We start from the raw sequence: 21,669 nt of genomic DNA on the forward strand, positions 1-21,669 counted from the left end.
ATTCATAAATGGGTCTCACTTTTTGCAATGTGCATTTCACCAAGCAGCCCCAAAGAGTCGTCTATGTTTCGGGTGAATTGATGAAAAGCCTGAAACTGTCCGGCAAGAAAAATATCCGCCTGCGGCTCGGCAAGGATGCGGTACCGGCAATGATCAAGCCGATCAAACGCGCCGGGAAGCACCTGTTCCTCGCCTCGGGCGTGAAGAGTGCAATTAAAATCCCTAAATCTGGCGGCATCTTTCTCCGAAATCTGCAGAATGACGAGGTTCAGCTTGGACCGCTTGTCGGCGTGTTGTCTGACGGCCCCGCCTCCTCTTCACAGCCTTTTGGCTCCCGGACCGGCTTCATCAAGCAACTGCTGCGCGAGGGCAGCAACAAATGCTACATCTTCGCCTTCACGCCGCGTGACATAGACTGGCAGCAGGAGCAGGTGAACGGCTATTTTCTGAACGCAAGCGGCAAATTTGAGCGCAAGCAGGTCCCGCTGCCGGATGTCGTCTACAACCGGCTGCCCAGCCGCAAAGCCGAGACCTCGCCCTACATCAATCAACTGCGTGAGAGGTTCGCGCGCAAGAGAATTCCATACTTTAACTGGAGCTTTTTCAACAAATCAGATATTTACCAGTTGCTGGAGAATGACAGCTCTGCGGGCCGTTTCGTGCCTGAAACGCACAGTAACCCGAATGCAGAGAAGATGCGCGACATGCTTGACCGGCATCATTTCGTGTATTACAAACCTTCAGCCGGCAGCCTGGGACACGGAATATACCGTCTGACCTATTTGCCCAAGAAGGGGTATTTTGCCCGTTACCGGAGGGGCGGCAGAAATGTGCTGCTGCGCTTCGCCACCTTCGACAGCCTGATGCGGATGCTGCGCAGCCGGCATGGTCAGAACCTGCAGAACTATGTGGTGCAGCAAGGCATCCGCCTCATTGAAATTGACAATTGCCCGATTGACTTCCGCTTTCATATGCACAAGAACGGCAGCAACCAATGGGTCGTTGTCGGAATCGGTGCCAAGAAAGCCGGCCGGGGCAGTGTCACCACACATCTCAAGAATGGCGGTGCACTGCTCACCCCGCAGCAGGCCTTGGGCCGCGTCTTCGGAGCCAGGGCGGACGAAGTGCTGCAGCGGGCGAAGACTACCGCCGTAAAACTGGCGGAATCTCTGGAAATTCAGCACCGGCATCTGCTCGGAGAAATCGGTTTTGACCTTGGCATTGACCAGGATGAGGACATCTGGATGTTCGAGGCTAACGCCAAGCCGGGACGTTCAATCTTCCGCCATCCTTCACTGCGTGCTGAAGGCAAAGCTTCCGTTGAGCACATTCTGGAGCATTGTCTGTATCTCAGTAAATTCCGCAGGAGGGATGAACTGTGAGCATCCGAATCCCGGACCCGGGCAAACCCGTTATCGCCATCCTGACCACCAGCGACAGACTGCGGCAATTTCGCGGCAACCGGAGAAATTTCCGCGACATCATCCGCACCGGCAAGGACATGGGTTATCTTGTGTATGTCGTCACTGTCCGCGATCTGAAGCTGGAGGATAAAGTTGTGAGCGGTTATGTTCCTTCCGCAAGCGGCAAGCTTTGGTACAGCATTCCTATGCCGTTGCCGCAGGTCATTTACAACCGCATTCCGAATCGCGATGATGAGGAGAAGGCGCTTGTCGCCCGCAAAATTTCCGAGTGTCTGATGCATCCGGATATCCATCTGTATAATCCGCATTTTTTTAATAAATGGCATTTATTTGAGTGGCTGAAGGAATCGCGCGCAACCTCCAAGCATGTGCCCAAAACGAGACGGCTGCGCAGTGCGAATACGCTGATTGCCATGCTGAAAAACCATGACAGCCTCTACCTCAAGCCGGAGAATGGCAAAGCCGGCAAAGGAATCATGCGGCTGAAATACCGTTCGGACACTTCTTTGCCCTACCGGCTGCAGATTCAGAGCGGCAAAAAAAATGTGACCTACAAAGCAGCCTCTATAGACCGTCTCTGGGCGCGAATCGGCAAGGAGAAAGGGGCCTCCCGCTATATAGTGCAGCAGGCCATTGGGCTCGCCACGTACCATGGGCGCCCCTTTGATCTGCGCGCGCTGCTGCAGAAGAACGGCAGAGGCGCCTGGGCGGTAACCGGTATCGGCGCAAGGCTGGCCGGAGCCCGAAGCATCACCACTCATGTACCACGCGGCGGCAGTATCGAGGAGCCTGCGAACATGCTGGAAGGAACCTTCGGGGAGGAGCGGACGGCAGCGATTCTGAAGAATGTCCCCACCACCGCACTGCTGATTGCCCGGCAGATTGAACGGGCCTCCGAAACAATGCTCGGAGAGATGTCGATGGATCTCGGCGTGGATGAGGACGGTGGGCTGTGGTTTTTCGAGGCCAACTCCCGGCCGATGAAATTCGATGAGCCGGCAATCCGCAAGCTGTCGCTGGAACGGATCTTTCAATACAGCCAGCATCTCTCCCGCCAAAGCAAGTAGTGACAGAAACCGTAAAGGAAGTGACACACCATGCAGATATCCTCCATCTATGACAGTGACCCGGGACGGTGGAAATCGAGGCTGACCGGTCTGCTGGAGTTCTTGAGGGAATACGGGGAGCAGCGGATTACGCTTCGCGGATGCAGGGTGCTGGCCCGAGTGACGCCGGAGCAGCTCGCTTTGCCCGGCGTATCCCTGCTGGTCGCCACCGTACGCGGCCAGAACGGACGCCAGCTCGCTGGCGTCAGCTTCGTGTCCGGCTACGGCAAGGACGCCTGTCTTGTCGCTGTCCATCCCTTATACCGGAACAGGCATACCGGGACAGCGCTGCTGACCGAGCAGCTCAAACGGCTCGGCCGCCTGGAGTGCGCCGTAGCCAGCGACAACCCCGCCAGCCTGAAGATGTGCTTCCATAGCGGGCTTGCTGCAGTGGCGCTGACAACAGGCCCAACCGGAAAACCTACCCTGCTGTTCCGTTCGCCGCTGACATCCGGCAGCCATACGGCAAATCTTCCACAAGAAGGTGAACTCCTGTGCCAGAGCCCGTCTTAGGCATCCTCACGTTGTATTTAAATGAAGCCAGGCAGCTCGAAGAAAAAACTGTATACCGGCGGATGATTATTGAAGGCAGCCGAATGGGGCTGGATGTCTTTGTCTTCACTCCTGCCGATGTGCATACGAGCAAAGAGCAGATACATGCTCTGGTCTTCGATGTGAAAAGCGGGACCTGGTCCCGCAAATGGCGCTCATTCCCGAATATGATCTATGACCGTTGCCGGATTCAGCGCAGCCAGAGGTTCCAGCAGTTGCTGCGCTTCCGCGAGCGCTATAACCACCTGACCTTTCTCAACCGCCCGCTGCGTAATAAATGGACGATACATCAGACCTTCTCGCAGCGCAGCCGTTTCCGGCAGCATCTGCCGGAAACCCTGCTCTATCAATCCTCCGCCGATCTGCACCGGATGCTGAAGTTCAGTCCGGTCGTCTATGTCAAGCCGATTAACGGCACCGGCGGACGCGGTATCCTGCGGATTGAACGGCAGCAGAACGGCAAGAACCTCTTCGATATCCAGGGACGCCGCCAGAACCGGCAGATCATCGCCCCCCGCAAGGTGTCGCTCTCCCGTCTGGACTCCATCGTGCGCCAGTGGTGCCTTGGCGGACGTTTCCTGGTGCAGCAGGGCATCCCGCTGCGCCTGCCCAGCGGACGTTACCACGACTACCGCATGCTCGTGCAAAAGAACGGCCAGGGCGCCTGGGAGCTGACCGGCATCGCCGGCAGAGTCGGCGCCGCCCGCAGCGTGACCTCCAACCTCCACGGCGGCGGTCACGCCATCCGTGCGGAGAAGCTGCTGCGGCAGTGGCTCGGCAGTCCGGAGAAGGCCGACAAAACGATGCGGACAGCCGAGAAGCTGGGAATAGATGCAGCCGCCTTCCTGGAAGAGAGCTTCGGCGCCCTCTGCGAGCTGGCGCTGGACCTTGCCATTAACCGCGAGGGCAAAATATACGTGCTGGAGGTCAACCCCAAGCCGGCCCGCGAGGTCTTCGCCCGCTCAGGCGACAGCGCCACCTACCGCAAGGCGCTCCAGCGCCCGCTGGAATATGCGCTGTGGGTGTATAAGAACAAGAACACGCCGAGTTCGGCTAAGGCGGTTGAGGAATAGAGGAAATGGTACTCATGACAAATAACCGCCCCTGTATATGCGGAGGGGCGGTTATTTAGCGATTAACTTCTTTTCTAATTTTGATCAGATAATATAAAGGCAAAATAAATTGGGAGTGTAGTTACAGAAACCAGGTGACCCGGTACTTTATCCTCTGAGTCTTTGTAAACGGACTGAGCCGCTCTTATTTCCAATGGAAGTCATTTTTCCGTAAGTCAACGGACTCCAGCGCCTTTATGGGCAGAAATTCACTCCAAATATACCTGCCGAAGAGACGATAAGCGCGTTACGGTCCGCTAGCTCGCTAAATGTATCTCTTTCGGGAAAATAAAGGCTATGCGGTCCGTTAGGATACGTCTGCCCAAGCGGACATTATCACGACTACCGCATGCTCGTGCAAAAGAACGGCCAGGGCGCCTGGGAGCTGAGCAGCAATACCTGTAGATTGAGATTCCTTCTAATCAATCCCTTTTTCCCGGCCGCCGGGCAATGAGCCTTACCAGTTCCAGCAAAAGGACCGGCAGCGAAGCCGAAGAGGGATACGCGAGGTAGCGGGGCTCCCAGACCGGAGAGAACTTTTCTTTGTATTTTCTCAGGCCCAGGAATCCATACCAATGACCTCCATGCTTAAAAACTAAATGGGCAAGCTTCTCTTCCCGGATGGCGGACTGAGTCTGCCCTACGCTTGATAGCGGGGCCATACCTAAATTAAAGTACGCATACCCCTGTGCCTTCGCCCATTTTAACAGGCTGACGAATAAATGATCCATTGTTCCGTTAGGCGTAACCGGAAGATGGCGCATGAGATCCACTGACAGTGTGCTGCCGTTATCATAGCCGGGTGCCAAAGAGGCAAACGCAAGGATGTCGCCACCCGGACTAGACAATAAACTGAGTGTGGACTGCTGCAGGTAGTCCTCATCGAACCAGCCGAGCGAGAATCCCTTTTCCTTTTTTCCATCCAGCCACTTTTGCGAAATGTCATACAGTTGTTTCATTAAATCTTCCGGATGGGGCGGCTGCACCACCTCAAAGCGGAAGCCTTCACGGTCGAACCGGTTAGTTACACTGCGCAGAGTTGCGCCTGATTTACCGCTAAGGGTAAAGTGTTCCAAAGAAACCAAAGCCTCTTCACCCAATTTAAAGAAACGGTAGCCATTCTCATGGTAAATTGGAAGGTACTGCGGAGAAACCTGATAGAACACAACTGTTAAATCATACAGGTCTGCAAAACGCTGGCTTTCCTGAATGGCTTCACTGACCAAATTCCCTTTGCCAATGGGATCACCAAGCACGACAAATTCCCTGCGGACAATGGCATAGGGGATCAACACCTGATCGTTGCATGCCCAAAAAAAGCTTTTATCGCCGGCAAATAATACGTGGGTCAGCAGGTTGCCTTGTTCGTGCTCAAGGAATTTGTGCAATCTGGACAGCTCTTCAGCAGAAGCCCCTTTATTGGCTAACCGGTTGGGCCTGAGAATAAAAAAAAGTGTGATCAGCAGCCAGGCCATTACCAGACCTGCAATCGCAGCCGCGGCATGCTGTTTCGGGTTAATGAGCCACATTAGCTTCGCATTCGAAGGCCAATGCTTTAGGATCGCAGGCGGAATCCCTGTAGCAATCAAGTCGTAGACATAGGCAGCCAGAAGCGTTACAAGTCCCCAAAGGGCTGCCTTTCCCGGGTCAAAGGGTGTAGCGACTCTGAAAAACCGGTTTCGTGATATCCACAGCAGCAATGCCACAATGAGCAGGAAGATCGCTTCCTCGAAATCAAACGCCTTGGTGAATGTGAACAGCGCACCGGCACAGAGAAAGAAAAGAGTCAGCCGGTAGGCCCGTTTTACCCGATGCGAAATGCCCCAGGACAATGCGAGCAGCAACAGGCCAATGATTACGCTTAATTGATGGGACAGCCTCATCAGCGGAGCCGACAGCAGCTCCTCGGCAAATCGCAGCCGATTGAGCAGGCCGGGCGTAGCTGCGGAGAGTAAAAGCACGATGCCGCTTGCAAATACAAGCTTGCCCAGCGACCAGGCCCCGATCTCCCCGACAACTCCGAGCCGGGATGGAAATTGCCATATCTTTTGCCAGTTGTTCAACACGCTCTCGTAGCCCGCATTGTCTCGCCCGTCCTCTCCTTCACGGCCCCTGGCAAAATCAAATGCAGCTAGAACAAGACCGATCCACCAGGGGAACAGGTAGTACAGCAGACGGAATAGAACAAGGACGGCTGCCGTCTTGTCGGAGGGATAACCCAATTGCTGGAGACCCAGCAGAGCGGTCAAATCGAAGCCGCCGATACCGCCCGGAGCCATACTGAGCAGGCCGGTAATCGCGGAGAGTGTATAGATGCCAAGTGCCTGTGCGAGAGAAAGTCCGGGTAGAAAGCAGGAGCCGATCAGCCAGAAGGAGATTCCCGCAAAGGCCCACTCCAATAAGGAAGCAACGACAGAGGCTGCGATTGTAGCTGCATCCATCCGGGGCAGATTCCGGTTCAGCCACTTTGCGTAAAACGGCGTACGCTGCAATATCAAATATCCGGGCAAATACAAGGCGGCTGCCCATACCGCATAGATCGTCCAGGGATGAGACTGCAGGACAGGCTGCATAGGCAGTATGCCGAGAATGCCAGCCCATGAGAGCACAGAAAGGCCGGTGATTGTAATTGTGGAGAGGAAAGCGATGGATGCAGTAATGGTCTGCGCAGGAATATTCCGCTTGCGGTATAGGAAGGTCCGCAAAGCGGCTCCGGCAATCCCGGAGAAGCCGATGACACTATTGGAGGTATTAGCAATCCATGCATATCGGAAGGTCTCCCAGGCACTGAGCGGAATTTGGAAATGACGCCGGAGAACAAAATCGTATAGACTCACCGCTGCAACCGCGATTAGCGCAAATCCAAACAGCAGGAGTACAGTCTCCGCCTTCATATGGTGAAGAATGTGAAGCGTACCGGCCCAGTCAATTCTTCGAAACTCCTTCTGCCCTTCCCAGTAGATGAACAGAATCACTGCAGCAGGAATAAGGATCTGAACCAGCTTATAACGGTAAAGAGCTGAGAATAGCCGTACAATCTGCAATCGTCGAAGAATTTCCCGGAACCGGTTCATAGGCGCGCCTCGCTTTCACCACCTATGCTTCCCTATTTGCATAGTGCTTAATCCACAGCCCCCGGCAGCTTCAGCCGCAGATCGGCGGTGAAGAACAGCCGGTAGATGAGCACACTCAGCAGCATACTTGTAACTGCGGCGGAGGCGGTGAAGGAGAATACGATCAGAATCTGGTAGCGTACGGCTATAACCGGATCGGCTCCGGCAATGATCATCCCGGTCATCATGCCGGGGAGCTGCACAAGGCCCACAGTTTTCATGCCGTCAATCGTAGGGATCATGCTGAATTTCACGGCTCTTGCCCTGACCTTCTGCATGGCCTGCTGAGCCGTGGCTCCAAGCGACAGCAGGGTTTCGATTTCTCCCTTGTTCTGCTGCATTTCATGCTTGAGGTGGTTGATGAACAGCCCGGAGACAACCATTGCGCTGCCGATGGTCATTCCGCTGATTGGAATGATATACTGCGGGGTGGCCTCAATAATGTGCAGCCCGAGCAGTATCCCCATCATCAGAAGCTCCATTGCTGAGATCGCCACGGCAATTCTCCAGACCAGCCCGGGCAGTCCTTTGCCCCGCTTGGCAGCATTCCATGAGGCGACACCGATCATAAAAATTATAATCAAGACGACATAAATCATATGCTCCGCCTGGAAAATAAACTGCAGCACATAACCAACCGCCAGGAGCTGAACCGCTGAGCGTATGGTTCCAATCGCAATATCTTTTTCCAGGCCGAGCTTTTGCCAGATGGAGACCAGCATCGTTCCCATAACAAACAGGAGCGTAAAGCTTAATGCGGTTAATGTCATGAATGCACGGCTCCTTCCACGGTCCGGTCATAATAAGCGGTACTGCTGTATTCCTGCAGCCCGCCCTCTTCCATAACCCATGTCCGATTGCTGATTCTATGGGCCTGCTCCAGATCATGGGTAACCCAAATCAGAGTTGTCCCTTCTTCCTTATGCCGGTTCAGCAACAGTGCCTCGACCTTCCTTGTGCTGTCAACATCCAGTGAAGCTGTAGCCTCATCCAGCAAAAGAATGCTTGGCCGAAGCAGCAGCGTGCGGATTAATGAGATGCGCTGTTTCTCTCCCCCGGAGCAATCCTCCGCTTTTTTGGCAAGGTCCAGGTGATCAAGTCCAAGCTGCTCTATAAGTTTCGCACTAAGTACAGCATCATACGGCTGTCCATGCAGCCTGCTGACCGTACGCAAATTATCCTCGATGCTGCCGGGCAGCATTACCGCTTGCTGGGCTACATAGGCTACTGCCATTCTCCATTCACGAGAATTCGAGATTGTATAGGAAGTGCCGTTCAGCAGCAAATCTCCTTCATCCGGGATGTCCAGCAAGGCCAATATCCGCAGCAGCGTGCTTTTACCCTGTCCGGAAGCGCCGATAAGCGCAACCCGTTCCGGCTGAGTGATCTCAGCGGCGATATGCGAGAACAAATACCTGTCCGCCCCCTGCTCCCCGGCCTCCCAATGAAATTTAGCCAGATTATGTATTTCAAACACAGCACTCACAGTGCCTCTCCCCTCTCAACTTATCTATCTAAAATCAGCACCCTATATTATAAGCATTTAGTCCATCATATGCATTCAGCGAATTAAGAAAATTTTAATACTTCCAGTTTAGTATGAAGAGTATTCCAGCAATCTGCCCAGAAAAGAGGAAGAAATATGTTTAAATCGAAATTGATCATTGCTTCAATAGCTTTATGCACTTTGGGAGCGGGCTCCCTCGTTCATCCCGTTTCAGCAGCTACTGCCGGGGCGGCTCCGGCTGCAAAATCCGCGTATGATCATATTGTCATTGTCGTCGAAGAAAATCATTCCTCACACAAAATTCTGAACAACCCCTCAGCTCCATATATGAACAGCTGCCCAATGTGGGATATACCGGTCCTTATGATCTGAGAACAAAGTATGCAAAAAAACATAACCCCTGGGTCAATTTCTCCAATCTGCCGTCCAGCATCAACATGCCGTTAACCAGCTTTCCCAAGGATTTCAATCAGCTTCCTACCGTTTCTTTTGTTATACCGAACCTAAACAATGATATGCATGACGGCAGCATTAAAACAGCGGATCAGTGGCTCAAGAGCCATCTGTCTGCGTATGCCGCGTGGGCCGCTAACCACAATAGCCTTCTAATTGTTACCTGGGATGAAGACGATATGAGCGAGCATAACAAAATACCGACCTTTATAGTTGGCGCTGACGTCAAGAAGGGCACTTATACCGTAAAAACAAACCATTACTCATTGCTCCGCACCCTTGAAGATATGTATGGACTGAACACCCTTGGAAAAAGCAAAGCTGCCCAGCCCATCAAAATAAGGTAAGAATGCAGCACTAGCCTTTAATTATTTGCTGATCATATAGATCAGGAATACCGCAGCAAGCACAAACCGGTAGTAAGCAAACGGTGCGAGCTTCAGCCGTTCAAGCAGCTTCAGGAAGGTAACCACGGCAAGCAGGGCTAGGGCAAAGGCGACAATAAATCCGGTGATAAAAAATCCGGCGTCGGCTGCCGTTAAGGTATGGTAGCTTTTCAGCAGCTCATAGCCGCTTGCGGCAACCATCATCGGAATGGCAATGAGGAAGGAGAAATTGGTTGCAGCTTTGTAGCCCGCACCTGCCAGCAGGCCCCCGGCAATCGTCGCTCCCGAACGGGAGAAGCCCGGCCACAAGGACAAGCACTGGAACAAACCGATGGTGAACGCTTGCTTGTAGGATAGCTGATCAATGTCCTCAGCCTGTATTGCAGTGCGTTTGTATTGACCAAACAGCATGAACAAGCCTCCAAGTACGAGTCCTGCCAGCACGGTATAGGGAGAGAACAAATACGTTTTGATGAAGGAATGCAGGACGAGGCCCAGCACCATGGCGGGCAAGCAGGCCAGGATGACATGGATCAGGTTCAATTTCTGCTTCGAATTCGTATTTCCGTTCCCGGAATCCACTTTTGCGAGACCCAGCAAGCCAAGAATCCGCCGCCAGTAAATGACGGCCACGGCAAGAATAGCTCCAAGCTGAATGATAATTTCGAAGGTATCGGCTTTATCTCCTGTGAATCCAAGGAGCTCTCCACTTAATATGAGATGGCCTGTGGAGGATACCGGCAGGAATTCCGTAATCCCCTCGACAATGCCTTGAATGATAGCAATGATGTAGTCATGCATGTATAGATAGCTCCTCTCTGCTGTAATGATTGACGGGACTATTCATAGAAGCGCGGATAAGAACAATACTGCTCTTATCCGCGTTTTGTTTAGCCTGCTTAACCGGTCTTATTCGTGGTGTCTGCCCTCATGCTCGTCCTGCACCGGCTGCACGTTCTTGCCGCTTAAGTCGATGGAATCAGGAGTTGTGCCATTAATGGCAGACAACTGGACATCCAGGCTTGCAGTTAATGTATGAGAAGCTCCCTTGGCATCCTGTCCGGTAAATGTGATGGCAAATTGCTGGCGCTGAATTTCATTGGCCGGACTAACGACCGCATGCAGGCTGATGTTTTGAATCTGCACGCCATCTGTCAGCGCAATATCCTTGGCGCTAAGCAGATTTTGCCGGAACAGCTCCTCAGGATCGGTTGGCTTCGCGGCATTGCCGCTGTCAGTGGAATGCTCCCATTTGGACTGATCCGCGAGATGCTTGAAAGCAACCGGCGCGAGGGCCTGCACCACAGCCGGGATTTGTGCGCTGTCTAGCTGAAGCGAAATATCCTTGGAACCATCACTTCCCGCAGTGGAAGTGATCTCATTCTTCAAATTTCCGATCAAAGCGTCAATGACCGTCTCTTCCTGGGAGCTGAACCACTTCCCGTCCTTGGTCCCCTTCCCTGCTTCCAGATTATCCTTCTCTGCCTTGTCCTGCTTCACATAATACACATCCGAAGCATCGCTCTTCCAGACCTGTCCGTCAGGCTGACTGTAAAGGCTGATGGTCTGTGCGCCTGCTTTTCCGCTGATCTTGACGGTTCCGCTCACGGCTTCATTTTGCCGGCTTGCCTTCAAGCTGCTCTGGGCCTGGCTAAGCAGGGAACCATTATCCTTAAGAATAGCATCTGCCTGAATCGTAGCACTTGTCAGATTCTGCGCGGTAGTCTTAAGCGCAGCCTTGTAATCCTCATAGCCCGAGGTCCCTGCAAATGCCGTAAGTCCGGTGGCTAACATAATAGCACCGCTAATTCCGACCGCGCTTCCGGTCAACAGCCACTTTTTCTTCATTCCTTAACCTTCCTTCCACTGCTGAATTTATCTTGCCATCCAAGCCTAAGCGACAATCCTAAATTCGCAGTGAAGAGACTATTAAATAAATCTTAAATTATAGCGGATCACGGATTAATTTCAGCCAGCTTCTCCCTGCGGGCAAATAAACGCGCGGGCGACAGCAGATAGACAACACTGATGAGCCCGAACAGCACGGCACTGACCCGAAAAGGCAGCAATTCATTCCCGATGCTTGCCAGCCAACTGCCGATTAATGGACCTACCACCACGCCTAACCCTTCTATAGAGAACAGCAGCCCCCAGCTTATCCCCGCCGCATCCTCAGGAATATAGCGGGCCATCAGAGCATTCCAGGAGGGCAGCAGAGCCGCATAGGCGCATCCAAGCAGCAGCGCCAGCCCTACAGCGCCACTGAAGGTACTGACTCCGGTCAAGCCGAACAAGGCCACTGAGAAAATTCCGAAGCCCAACACCAAAAACCATCTTCCGCCGGCATGATCAAACCATTTGCCCATAGGAACGAGCAGCAGGACAACCCCTGCCCCGCCCGTTAACAGCACAACAGACAACTGGGAATGGGAGAGGCCCAAATATTTCACAGCGTAGCTGGTTAAAAAGGGGACAAGCATTCCGCCGGCCGTGGTCTGCAGCAGCATGCCCGGGAGCAGAAAGCCGCCGTTTTTCACTTTGCTCCACAATGCACTGAACTGTTCTCCCAAGGAGGAATGTATCCGCGTGACAGTTGTCTTTTCCAGATGTACAAAAGCGGCAATGACCCAGCCTACAGTAAGGAATAGGACAATAATCCACAGCGCCAGCGGCAGGCTCCGGCCGATGATCAGATTCATCGTAACCGGACCAAGGCCCAGACCGGCCATCCAATAGACATAGAGGGTCCCCATCCGCTGCGCCCGGTTCTCTTCCTTGATCTGGCTCATGCAGATAATCCAGATCGGGGACAGCCCTGCCCCGAGACAAGCGGAGGCGCCAATAAGAATCCACGCACTATGCGTAGTTACGATAAGCAGGAGACCGGTGAAGCCCAGCAGAAAGCCGCCATGCAGCACGAGCCTTCCCGGAAATCTGTCCAGCAGATAACCAACCAGCCCTTTAATGAGACTGTCGGTCAAGTAATGAACCGATACCGCGATTCCGACAACGGATGCGGACAGTCCCCAGCCCATAAGCGTATAAGCCGGTAAATAAGCAACCAGAACAGCCCCTCTGACCCACTCGATGAAAAAAAGAATGACAGCCAGCAGGGTAAAGGACGTCATCTGTCCTGTCTTTGCTTTAGAGATACCCATGAATGGTTTGCACCTGCCCTTCAAGGAGTTGCTGCGCCGCCTGCCCGGCGAACGGCTGCCGCTGCTCGATAACACCCAAAGCTTCGGTGACAATCCGCTCCGCAGAAGCTTTTCGGGCAAATTCTCTCATCAATTGTTTTCTTTGTTCTCTATACTCGAGATTGTCAAGTTGAAGAAGCTGGGCAATCAATTGTTCTTCATCAAGCGCCACATCAATAATCCGCTCGCTCGCCAGCGCCGCCGCATTCCCTGCCTCCTGACCGGGGAGCGGACGATAGACGATGACCGGAAGGAGCTGGGAGAGCGCCTCCGTCAGCGTGATGCCGCCAGCCTTGGTCAGCAGGCAAGAGGAGATGTGCATCAGCTCATGCATTCTGTCGGTGTAGCCCAGAACATGGACCCGGTCGTTAGCCTTGAATATGCTCTCAGTAGCTGCCTTGAGCTTATGGTTGTTCCCGCACACGACAATGACATCGAAGCCGGATTGATCCAGCACGCTGTGGATCAGACCGCCGATATTCGACAGTACGCCATATGCGCCTGCCGCCAGCAGAAGATACCGCCGGGTGCCATCCAGCCCGTGCTTCGCGAGAAGTTCCTCACGATCCTGAATTTGTTCAAACGGATGGCGCACCGGAATACCGCTCACAACCAGCGTATCCTCTGCGGCTCCTGCTGCAAGCAGGGCCGTCTTCAGCGACTCGGATGCAACAAAATACTTCGTGGTATGCGGATGCATCCATCTCCCATGCAGGACGTAATCCGTCATGACGGTAAATACCGGAACCTGGCTGTCCGTTTCTTCGGCAAGCTGGGCAGCGGCCAGATACGGGAAGGTATGGATAATAACATCGGGACGGAGATCTTCAAGCAATTGCCGCACCTTACGTTTCCCCAGGGAATGAAGCAGCTTGCCCATCGCACGTCCCGGCTTCATGCTGCTCGTTATTTCATATAGCAGCCCATAGAGCTCTTGAGCAGGAAAGGTGCTGTTCAAATAGAATCTCCGCGAAAGCTCATTGAGCCGGGGATTAACTTCAGCGAACAGGTCAACGGTATACACCCGGTCTAGTCCTCTGGATTTAAAAGAGTGTTCGATAGCTTCTGCCACTTTGACATGACCATCTCCAAATTTGGAGGTCACAATAAGCACTGCAGGATTCCGGTTCATAGAAAGCTCCTTTTTTCTCTTGGCCTTCTTTAACTCTAACCCTTAATCGTAAAAGGATCGTGAAGGGATTCTTAATGGAGTATTAACTCTGGGAACAAATTTTTACAGTGTAAGCTGGTCTTTCCTTGTTTTTGTTAAGTATAGAACCAGACCCAGAATGATTACGACAAAGAGAAGGCTGGTTCCGGTCGTACCCAGTTCAAGTCCCCCGGCGCTGCGGGGCTGCGACAGATAATCACCAAGGGATGCCCCCATTGGACGGGTCAATATATAAGCTATCCAGAAGGCTATGACAGCGTTCAGCTTGAAGCGGAAGTGCGCCAGCGTTACAACACCAATGAGTGCGGCAAAAATAAGTGCGGAGACGAAGTACCCGAGGTTTAGACTTTCGGCAACCAGATCACCCGCTGCGGTACCCAAAGCAAAGGTAAAGAGAATGGCCAGCCAGTAAAAGGCCTCCCGCTTTTTGGTGGTAATCGAGTGAATGGAAAGCGTCTTCTCACTGGCATACCAAGCTGCAAAAGTCACCGCCAGCGCCAGTGCAAAGAATATCGTTGCCGTTTGCAGCGCAACTCCGAGATTGTCTACAAGGTTGTCCGTAATCAGTGTTCCTACCACACTGATCAGCACAACGGCCAGCCAATAGATTGAGGGCACGTATTTAACGGCAGACATCTGAAAGAACAGAGAGATTACCAGCAGCCCGGTCATCACCAGAGTTGTGAGGGTCAAACCCCAATTGAGATTGAAATTCAGAAAATCTGCTGCTGTTTCCCCCACTGTAGTGGCCATAATTTTGATGATCCAGAAAAAAATCGTAACCTGCGGAACCTTGTTCCATAGTTGGCGTTCATTCATAGCTATACCTCCTTACGTTCAAATAGAATATAGCCCAGCGTGGAAAACATCAGCAGCCCGGCCAGCAGAAATAATGAAGTATTGGCGAGTCTGCCTGTGGAAAAGGTATGGCTTAACCATAATGAATACCAATCTGTATACGAGGTGACCGAAAAATAGGAGAAGCCGCTGAAGAAGTAAGGAACGGTTTTGCCTCCGGTGTATAACAGAATGGAAGTGACCAGAAATCCGCCGGCGCTGCGAAAAAATTGAGCGGTAAACACAAACAATGCAGCAAGGGAGCACATGGACAGAAACGCTGCTGCGTAAGCTTTCAGCATACTGAAGACATTAAGGCCTCCCGTGCCGGGAGTTCCGAACAGCAGGTTGCACAGAGTGCTTACCGTTCCCAGGAGCAGCAGCAGGGCGCCGATGGCGATGCCAAGGGCAAGGAATTTGGCGGTGTATGCCCCGAGCCTCGTGATTGGCCGCAGCAGGGCCAGCTTCAAAGTGCGGGATGATATTTCCTGCGGAAACAAATCGGCAATCTCCACAATCATGAACAGAGGGATCACGAACAAGGTGTAGATTTCCAGCATTTGAACGGGATAGGAAGGGCTGACCGCCACAAGCCCCAGAACCGGCTGCAGAGAATGGAACAGCCCAACCAGCAGTACTGGAATAATGATGGATACCAGAAGGAGGACAATCGTTTTTTTGCGGTAGAGCATAAGCTGCAGTTCGTTTCTAAGTCCTGCTGTCAGGCCGTCCATTATCCATCAGCTCCTTTCCCTGTTCCAGCACGGAAATGTAGTATTGCTCAAGAGAGGTGTTGTCCGTAAGCAGCTCATGCACATAACCTTCGCGCACCAGCACGCCTTGATGCAGAATCCCCACCCTGTTGCAGAGCTGCTCCAGTTCATGAATCATGTGGCTGGAAATCAGGAAGGTGATTCCTTGCTCAGCAGACAATTGCTTGACCAAGGCCCGGAAATGAACCACACCTTCGATATCCAGCCCGTTCGTCGGCTCATCCCAGATCACGAATTCCGGGTGGTGCAGGATTGACGAGGCCATCGCCAGCTTTTGCTTCATTCCCGTGGAGAAGTGCCTGATTTTGTCCCTGGCATAAGCAGCAAGATCCACGGCCTCAAGCACTTCGTCAATCCGCTTCGGTGAAAGCTCAGGATAAAAAACCGCATTCAGCTTCAAATATTGGCCTGCTGTGACATAATCGTAGAAATCAGCCGATTCGATCATACAGCCTACCTTCCGCATATTCGCCGCGAAGGCTTGCTCCAGCTCTTGTCCGAACAACGAGAGGCTCCCAAAGCTCGGAGAGATCAGTCCGGTCAGCATTTTGAGAAGCGTGGTTTTACCGGCCCCGTTGGGTCCAAGCAATCCGTAGATATCTCCCTTGTTCAGCACCAGATTCACACCGCTAATCCCCCTGCCGTTCGGGAACTCCTTGCTTACACCTGTTAGCTTGGCTATACTTTCCATAACTTATCCCCCTTGCGTTACTTAAGCCCTGTTCCGTAAATATTCCCGCAGAATCAGAGTAAAGGATAAATCTAAAGTGCCTGTGAACAGACCCTTAAATAATTCTTAACTCCATTGGCCATTCCGAACACAAAAAAGCCGGAGCATCCTCCCGAAGGCGATCTCTGGCTTGACTGACTGCAATATTAAGAATTATTAGGAGCGGAACCGGTAGCCGGCGCCCCAAAGAGTCTCGATGTATAGCGGATTTGCCGAATCCTCTTCAATCTTCTCGCGGAGCTTACGGATATGCACCGTAACCGTCTGAGTATCCCCCAGGGAATCCACACCCCATAGCCGCTCAAAGAGCTGATCCTTGCTGAAGACATGATTGGGATGCAAAGCCAGGAAATAGAGCAGATCAAACTCCTTGGTGGTCAGCGAAACCTCCTCATCCCTGACAAAAGCGCGGCGCGAGTCCGGATTCAGCCTGAGTTCCCTGATTTCCAGCTCGCTTGTGGATGATCCGCGGCCCTTCAGGCGGTCATAACGGGATAAATGGGCTTTAACTCTGGCTACCAGCTCCGCAGGCTTGAAGGGCTTGGTAATATAATCATCTGCGCCAAGGCCAAGGCCGCGCACGATATCAATATCCTCCCGTCTGGCGGTGACCATAAGAATGGGAATATCCAGCTCGTCGCGGATTTTTTTGCATACCTCGAAGCCATTCAGCTTGGGCAGCATGACATCCAGTACGATTAATTCGTATTTTCCGCTGAGACCCAGCTCCAGGCCTTGCTCGCCATTAACGGCGATTTCAATCTCATATCCGTTCATCTCCAGATAGTCCCGCTGAAGCTCGGCAATCGAAGGCTCATCTTCCACTATCAGTATCGTTCGCTTCACTGTCCTGCGCCCCCCTCTTCAATCGGTAAAACAATGCGGATCACTGTGCCCCCGCCTTCCCGGCTGTCCGCATAAATCGCTCCCCCATGCTCCGTAAGAATCTGCTTGGCGATGGCAAGGCCCAGGCCGCTGCCGCCGGTATTGGTATTTCTGGACTGCTCGGCCCGGTAAAAGCGTTCAAAGATATGCGCGGCGGCTTCCGGCGGAATCCCCGGCCCGTTATCCCCAATAGCCAGTGTAAAGCGATCGCCCTCTACCCAGGTCTGAACCGTGATTCTTTTCTCGGGCTTATCCATATACTTCAGACTGTTCTGAATGACGTTGCCCAGCACACGCTTGAACGAATCGCGGTCTACCGACACCCGTGCCGTTTCCCCGCCGTTCATGGCAATGTGCAGCTCCACCTCGCGTTTCTCCAGTTCCACCTTCAGCTCCTCAGCCCAGTCGTTCAGGTAAGGCAGAATAAACAGAGACTCGAAGGAGAAGGGCAGCTTCTGCATGTCCAGCTTCGAATACAGGAACAGCTCATCAATCAAATGGTCCATCTCACCGGCCTTGGCGGCAATGGTCCGCATGTATTTTTCATTTTTCTCCGGTGAATCCGCCACGCCTTCGAGTATCCCGTCGACATACCCTTTAATGGCAGTAATCGGTGTCTTCAGATCATGGGAAATATTCGTAACCAGCTCTTTGCGGTTCGTCTCATATTGCTGCTGCACAACAAGCGACTGCTGAAGTCTGGACCTCATCTCCTCAAAAGCCATCCCAAGCTGCCCCAGCTCGTCTTTGCCGCCAACCTCTACCTTGAAATCCAGGTCCCCTTCGCTCACCCGGCGGGCCGCTCTGCGCAGCTCCAGCAAGGGACGGATAATTTTTCTCGACATATAGGTCGTCAGCAGCGTATGGGTCAGCAGGAGGACGACTACCGTGCTCAGAAACAGAATCGGGAAAAAGGTTCTCACAAAGTGAACCAAAGGATCAATGGTGCTCACCAGAAAAATGCTGACCGGCTCTGAATGATTGGCTAACATATCAAATTGGGCGATTTGATACCAGTCATTGTTATATTTCAGCCGAAAAGGTTCGTTATGAGAGCCGGCTTCCTTGAAGTCCGGCAATTTCCCGGTTAACCCTTGCTTCTGCAGGAGATCCGCTGAAGCATACAGCGTCTTGCTCCCGGAGCGGATAAATATTGAAGTATTCTTCTTGAGCATATCCGCCGATAAATCATCCAGAAAAGAGGTATCTGTCAGCAAATTCGAATTTTGCATGAAGGTAATCTTAATGAGATTTCGGGTGTCGCTCTCTTCCATGCCTTCAAATCTATTCTCATACGTGCTTTTCAGGTTCTGTACATCTCCATGATAGACAATGGTCAGCAGCATGGCTGTCAGAAACAGCAAAATCAGCGGTACCACCAGCATCGCCGCATAGGACAGGAGAAATTTCAAGCGAATCGACATATCCGGTAATCCCCCTGCCTTTTTAGTTCCTATCATACGACATTTCACACAGCATCCGTAAGTCATGCCGCAATGGTAAGTCTAATGTACTCCGCAAGTATAAACTGGTCATGAAGCTTTTCTTAAGCGTTTATTAATTTAATCATCCCGATGCATTATACCCTGTCAATAAGAAGCAGATGTGAAAATTCTAATCGTACTCTAATAAAAGGGAAAAAAGCCATACGTACTCAGCGGTTCCTCAGCACTTGGTAAATGTTGCTTCATTTATGTGTGATAGAGTTTGTTCAGGTGATCACCCAAACACAGGAAATGGGAGGTAACATATGAATACAGCTAACAAAAAAAGACGTCTCCGCAATTTGAGTATTGGAGTCAGCTTAGGGGTAGCCTTGCTTTCAGCCGGGACAGGTTTTTTGGACAACACCAATAGGGCCTATGCAGCTACAGCTACAGCTTCAACTTCAGCTTCAGCTACAACTATTGCGGATCAAATCATCTCGACGGGCCTAACCTATCAAGGAGTTCCCTATCAATTCGGAGCTAAATCCGGAAGAACCGATGTTTTCGACTGCTCCTCTTTTACACAGTTTGTATTTAAACAGAGTGGAATAACTCTTCCCCGCTCTTCCAAACAGCAGTCCACTGTCGGCACATTCGTACCGAGGGATCAGCTTCAGCCGGGAGACCTTGTATTCTTCTATTCCCCTATTCATCACGTTGCCATCTATATGGGCGATGGAAAATTGCTGCACACGTTTGGAAAAGGGGGCGTCACCGTCACTCCTCTGAACACAGGCTGGTGGAACTCGCACTACGCAACAGCGCGCAGAGTCTTGCCATAAAGAAGGGACAAGCCGTTTCTGTGCATACACAGAGACGGCTTGTTTGTCTATCTGGACCTATATAACGGTCAAGCATTCTGGATGGGAAGCACTGCCGGGAGCTTCACAATAACCTCCGTCCCTGCCCCCTTATTACTCTCAATTTGAATCCATCCGTGATGCTCCTCCACAATCGACTTGGCAATGGGCAGGCCCAGGCCTGTTCCCCCTGTCTTTCTGTGACGCGAGCTGTCGATACGGTAAAACCGTTCAAATACATGCTTTACTTCTCCCGGGGGGATTCCGATTCCGTAATCCTTAACGATAAATTGAACGGTTTCCGCTTGTCTAGCTATATGTATTTCTACCGGGGCTGTGCTGTATTTCAAGGCGTTGTCCAGTAAAATAATTAATAGCTGCTTCATTTTACTGTGATCCGCTTGAATCACCATATCCTTTTCCTCTGCATGCAGGATGATTCTTCTCGTGCTTAACTGCTTGAAGTGGGTAATCACTTGTTCACAGGTGTGTATCAGATCCACAGCTTGGAGCATCAATTGTCCGCCTTGCTGGGAGGAGGCCAGATTGAGCAACTGTTGTGTCATCACCCTCATGCGTTTAGTTTCCTCATAAATGGAGGTCACCGCCTCCTCCTGCACCTTTGTATCATGAGTTCCCCAGCGTCTGAGCATATTCGAGTACCCTTCTATAATCATTAGAGTTGTATTGAGCTCATGGGAGGCATCGGAAACAAACTGCTGCTGGCTCCAGAAGCTCTCCTCCAGCCTGTCCATCATCCGGTTAAACGTTTCTGTCATTTCAAAAAGTTCATCAGCACTTTGCCCCTTAACGGGAATCCTCTTGAAAGTCAGACTTCGTTCGATCTCCTTCATTGTCCGGATGCTGCTTGCGATGGGCTTCACGACTGTACGGGACAGCAGGCTTCCACCCAGCATACTCAGAAGTACTGCTCCGAAGGTAGTGAATGTCAGCGTCGTAACCAGAATACGGATGTTGGTCTCCAAATCATCCAGTTTCTCCGCGAATTCAAACCTGGTCAAGCTCCCGTTAGAACTGAACACAGGAATACAGACCACAAGTATTCGTTTGTCCTCCTTCTGCAGAAGCCTGATGCCTTTAGTAGCGCTATAATTAACCGATATCCCATCCAGATTAAAATCAGCACCCTTGGAGATATTGCGTTTGGCAGTTGAACCGGCCGCAGTAATCCGAATAACGTTATCTTCCGTTAATGAATCGTAGAGTAGTGAATCCCGGGCTTTCACATTCAACAATCTTGCTTGTTCCACAATAGGCTCCCATTTGCCCAGCAGCAATTCACCTGCATTTTGAGCCGCATTATTAATAAATAATGAATACACTGCGAGATCTACACATAATAAAATGCCAATAAGCAAAAGAGTAGTCAGTAAAGTGATTTTTGTTCCAAGCTTCACTCCTCCCCCTCCTTGATGCAATAACCAACCCCGCGGATAGTTTTGATCAGCTTGTTCTTGAAACCGGAGTCAATCTTTTTTCTCACATAAAGGATATAGACATCGACTATATTCGTATCACCGACAAAATCAAACCCCCAAACATGATTAATAATTTGCCCGCGGTTAAGCACGTGATTTTTGTTCTCTGTAAGATAAACCAATAGATCGAATTCTTTGGGGGTAAGCTCAATCTTCCGGCCTTCACGAACCACATCTCTCGTATTTTTATTAATGATTAAATTTTCAATTTGAATATGGGCGGGTGACTCCACCGGAGAAGGGAGGGTTCCGCGAAGTCTGATATTGGCTCTGATTCTGGCCAGCAGCTCCTCAATTTCAAACGGCTTCGTGATGTAATCATTAGCTCCCTGATCTAACCCTGCTACTTTTTCAGAGGTGGTATTGCGGGCAGTTACCAGAATCACAGGAGTATAAGCATCCACTTTCCTTAATCTTCTTAAGACCTCCACTCCGTTAAGCTCAGGAAGCATAATATCAAGAATAATGAGCTCCCATTCCTGACTGAGTGCCTTCTCTAATCCCTCTCTGCCGGTTTCAGCAATTTCAACACGATACCCCTCATGAGTCAGCTCCAGCTCCAGAAGCCGGGAGATTTTTGCTTCATCGTCTATAACCAATATGGACTGCTCCACATTCATATCCCCCTTCGCTACCG

At 51.6% G+C, this 21,669-nt stretch carries 20 protein-coding genes; 6 read left to right on the forward strand and 14 right to left on the reverse strand.

The features are described 5' to 3' along the window. Positions 1-8: 8 nt before the first annotated feature. Genes B212_RS0116640 through B212_RS0116655 form a run of 4 tightly spaced genes read left to right on the forward strand, consistent with a single transcriptional unit; the run spans position 9 to position 4,155 of the window. The gene (locus tag B212_RS0116640; protein WP_019912054.1) at positions 9-1,382 is read left to right on the forward strand and encodes a YheC/YheD family endospore coat-associated protein; all 1,374 of its coding nucleotides are present in this window, start codon (positions 9-11) and stop codon (positions 1,380-1,382) included. Continuing rightward, the gene (locus B212_RS0116645) at positions 1,379-2,491 is read left to right on the forward strand and encodes a YheC/YheD family endospore coat-associated protein (RefSeq protein ID WP_019912055.1); all 1,113 of its coding nucleotides are present in this window, start codon (positions 1,379-1,381) and stop codon (positions 2,489-2,491) included. The genes B212_RS0116640 and B212_RS0116645 overlap by 4 nt, the downstream gene beginning before the upstream one ends. A 30-nt stretch (positions 2,492-2,521) precedes the next feature. After that, the gene (locus tag B212_RS0116650; protein WP_019912056.1) at positions 2,522-3,043 is read left to right on the forward strand and encodes a GNAT family N-acetyltransferase; all 522 of its coding nucleotides are present in this window, start codon (positions 2,522-2,524) and stop codon (positions 3,041-3,043) included. After that, positions 3,025-4,155, forward strand: coding sequence for a YheC/YheD family endospore coat-associated protein (locus tag B212_RS0116655; protein ID WP_019912057.1), 1,131 nt, complete (start codon positions 3,025-3,027; stop codon positions 4,153-4,155). Before B212_RS0116650 ends, B212_RS0116655 begins: the two co-directional genes overlap by 19 nt. 461 nt (positions 4,156-4,616) lie before the next feature. On the opposite strand, the gene mprF is transcribed toward B212_RS0116655, so the two are convergent. The 3 genes from mprF to B212_RS0116670 are packed head-to-tail and all read right to left on the reverse strand — an operon-like array spanning position 4,617 to position 8,793. Next, positions 4,617-7,268, reverse strand: coding sequence for a bifunctional lysylphosphatidylglycerol flippase/synthetase MprF (gene mprF / locus B212_RS0116660; protein WP_019912058.1), 2,652 nt, complete (start codon positions 7,266-7,268; stop codon positions 4,617-4,619). 47 nt (positions 7,269-7,315) lie between these two features. Continuing rightward, positions 7,316-8,077 (reverse strand): ABC transporter permease, encoded by a 762-nt coding sequence (locus B212_RS0116665; protein ID WP_019912059.1) that lies wholly within the window; start codon positions 8,075-8,077, stop codon positions 7,316-7,318. Further along, positions 8,074-8,793, reverse strand: coding sequence for an ABC transporter ATP-binding protein (locus tag B212_RS0116670; protein ID WP_019912060.1), 720 nt, complete (start codon positions 8,791-8,793; stop codon positions 8,074-8,076). The genes B212_RS0116665 and B212_RS0116670 overlap by 4 nt, the downstream gene beginning before the upstream one ends. Before the next feature lie 365 nt (positions 8,794-9,158). Here B212_RS0116670 and B212_RS31680 point away from each other — a divergent pair, with 365 nt between their 5' ends. Next, positions 9,159-9,614, forward strand: a complete 456-nt coding sequence (locus B212_RS31680) for an alkaline phosphatase family protein (RefSeq protein ID WP_051128176.1) — start codon at positions 9,159-9,161, stop codon at positions 9,612-9,614. Between the two features lie 21 nt (positions 9,615-9,635). On the opposite strand, the gene bacA is transcribed toward B212_RS31680, so the two are convergent. From bacA to B212_RS0116720, 9 genes are all read right to left on the reverse strand, one after another. Next, complete coding sequence (gene bacA, locus B212_RS0116680) at positions 9,636-10,454, reverse strand: undecaprenyl-diphosphate phosphatase (protein ID WP_019912061.1); 819 nt, start codon at positions 10,452-10,454, stop codon at positions 9,636-9,638. A 108-nt stretch (positions 10,455-10,562) separates the two neighbouring features. After that, positions 10,563-11,501 carry a hypothetical protein gene (locus tag B212_RS0116685; RefSeq protein ID WP_019912062.1) on the reverse strand — a complete coding sequence of 313 codons (939 nt, stop codon included), beginning with the start codon at positions 11,499-11,501 and terminating at the stop codon, positions 10,563-10,565. A 107-nt stretch (positions 11,502-11,608) separates the two neighbouring features. Then, the gene (locus tag B212_RS0116690) at positions 11,609-12,811 is read right to left on the reverse strand and encodes an MFS transporter (RefSeq protein ID WP_019912063.1); all 1,203 of its coding nucleotides are present in this window, start codon (positions 12,809-12,811) and stop codon (positions 11,609-11,611) included. Then, entirely contained in the window at positions 12,798-13,982 is a 1,185-nt protein-coding gene (locus tag B212_RS0116695; RefSeq protein WP_019912064.1) for an MGDG synthase family glycosyltransferase, read from the reverse strand. Before B212_RS0116695 ends, B212_RS0116690 begins: the two co-directional genes overlap by 14 nt. 102 nt (positions 13,983-14,084) lie before the next feature. Then, positions 14,085-14,840 (reverse strand): COG4705 family protein, encoded by a 756-nt coding sequence (locus B212_RS0116700; RefSeq protein WP_019912065.1) that lies wholly within the window; start codon positions 14,838-14,840, stop codon positions 14,085-14,087. Positions 14,841-14,842: 2 nt separating this feature from the next. Beyond that, positions 14,843-15,592, reverse strand: coding sequence for an ABC transporter permease (locus B212_RS0116705; RefSeq protein ID WP_019912066.1), 750 nt, complete (start codon positions 15,590-15,592; stop codon positions 14,843-14,845). Beyond that, complete coding sequence (locus tag B212_RS0116710; RefSeq protein ID WP_019912069.1) at positions 15,567-16,322, reverse strand: ABC transporter ATP-binding protein; 756 nt, start codon at positions 16,320-16,322, stop codon at positions 15,567-15,569. The genes B212_RS0116705 and B212_RS0116710 overlap by 26 nt, the downstream gene beginning before the upstream one ends. Positions 16,323-16,517: 195 nt before the next feature. Further along, the gene (locus B212_RS0116715) at positions 16,518-17,207 is read right to left on the reverse strand and encodes a response regulator transcription factor (protein ID WP_019912071.1); all 690 of its coding nucleotides are present in this window, start codon (positions 17,205-17,207) and stop codon (positions 16,518-16,520) included. Continuing rightward, on the reverse strand, positions 17,204-18,670 hold the full coding sequence (locus B212_RS0116720) for a sensor histidine kinase (protein ID WP_019912073.1): 1,467 nt from the start codon (positions 18,668-18,670) through the stop codon (positions 17,204-17,206). The genes B212_RS0116715 and B212_RS0116720 overlap by 4 nt, the downstream gene beginning before the upstream one ends. Positions 18,671-18,996: 326 nt before the next feature. Between B212_RS0116720 and B212_RS0116725 the strand changes: the two genes are divergently transcribed. After that, positions 18,997-19,515, forward strand: a complete 519-nt coding sequence (locus B212_RS0116725; protein ID WP_019912075.1) for a C40 family peptidase — start codon at positions 18,997-18,999, stop codon at positions 19,513-19,515. A 68-nt stretch (positions 19,516-19,583) separates the two neighbouring features. Here B212_RS0116725 and B212_RS0116730 read toward each other — a convergent pair whose 3' ends face one another. Together B212_RS0116730 and B212_RS0116735 are read right to left on the reverse strand one after the other, a co-directional pair. Then, positions 19,584-20,951 carry a sensor histidine kinase gene (locus B212_RS0116730; RefSeq protein ID WP_019912077.1) on the reverse strand — a complete coding sequence of 456 codons (1,368 nt, stop codon included), beginning with the start codon at positions 20,949-20,951 and terminating at the stop codon, positions 19,584-19,586. Then, the gene (locus B212_RS0116735) at positions 20,948-21,646 is read right to left on the reverse strand and encodes a response regulator transcription factor (RefSeq protein ID WP_028530887.1); all 699 of its coding nucleotides are present in this window, start codon (positions 21,644-21,646) and stop codon (positions 20,948-20,950) included. Before B212_RS0116735 ends, B212_RS0116730 begins: the two co-directional genes overlap by 4 nt. Between the last annotated feature and the right edge of the window lie 23 nt (positions 21,647-21,669).

Origin of the sequence: Paenibacillus sp. HW567, assembly GCF_000374185.1 — a bacterium.
Taxonomy (GTDB): domain Bacteria; phylum Bacillota; class Bacilli; order Paenibacillales; family Paenibacillaceae; genus Paenibacillus_AQ.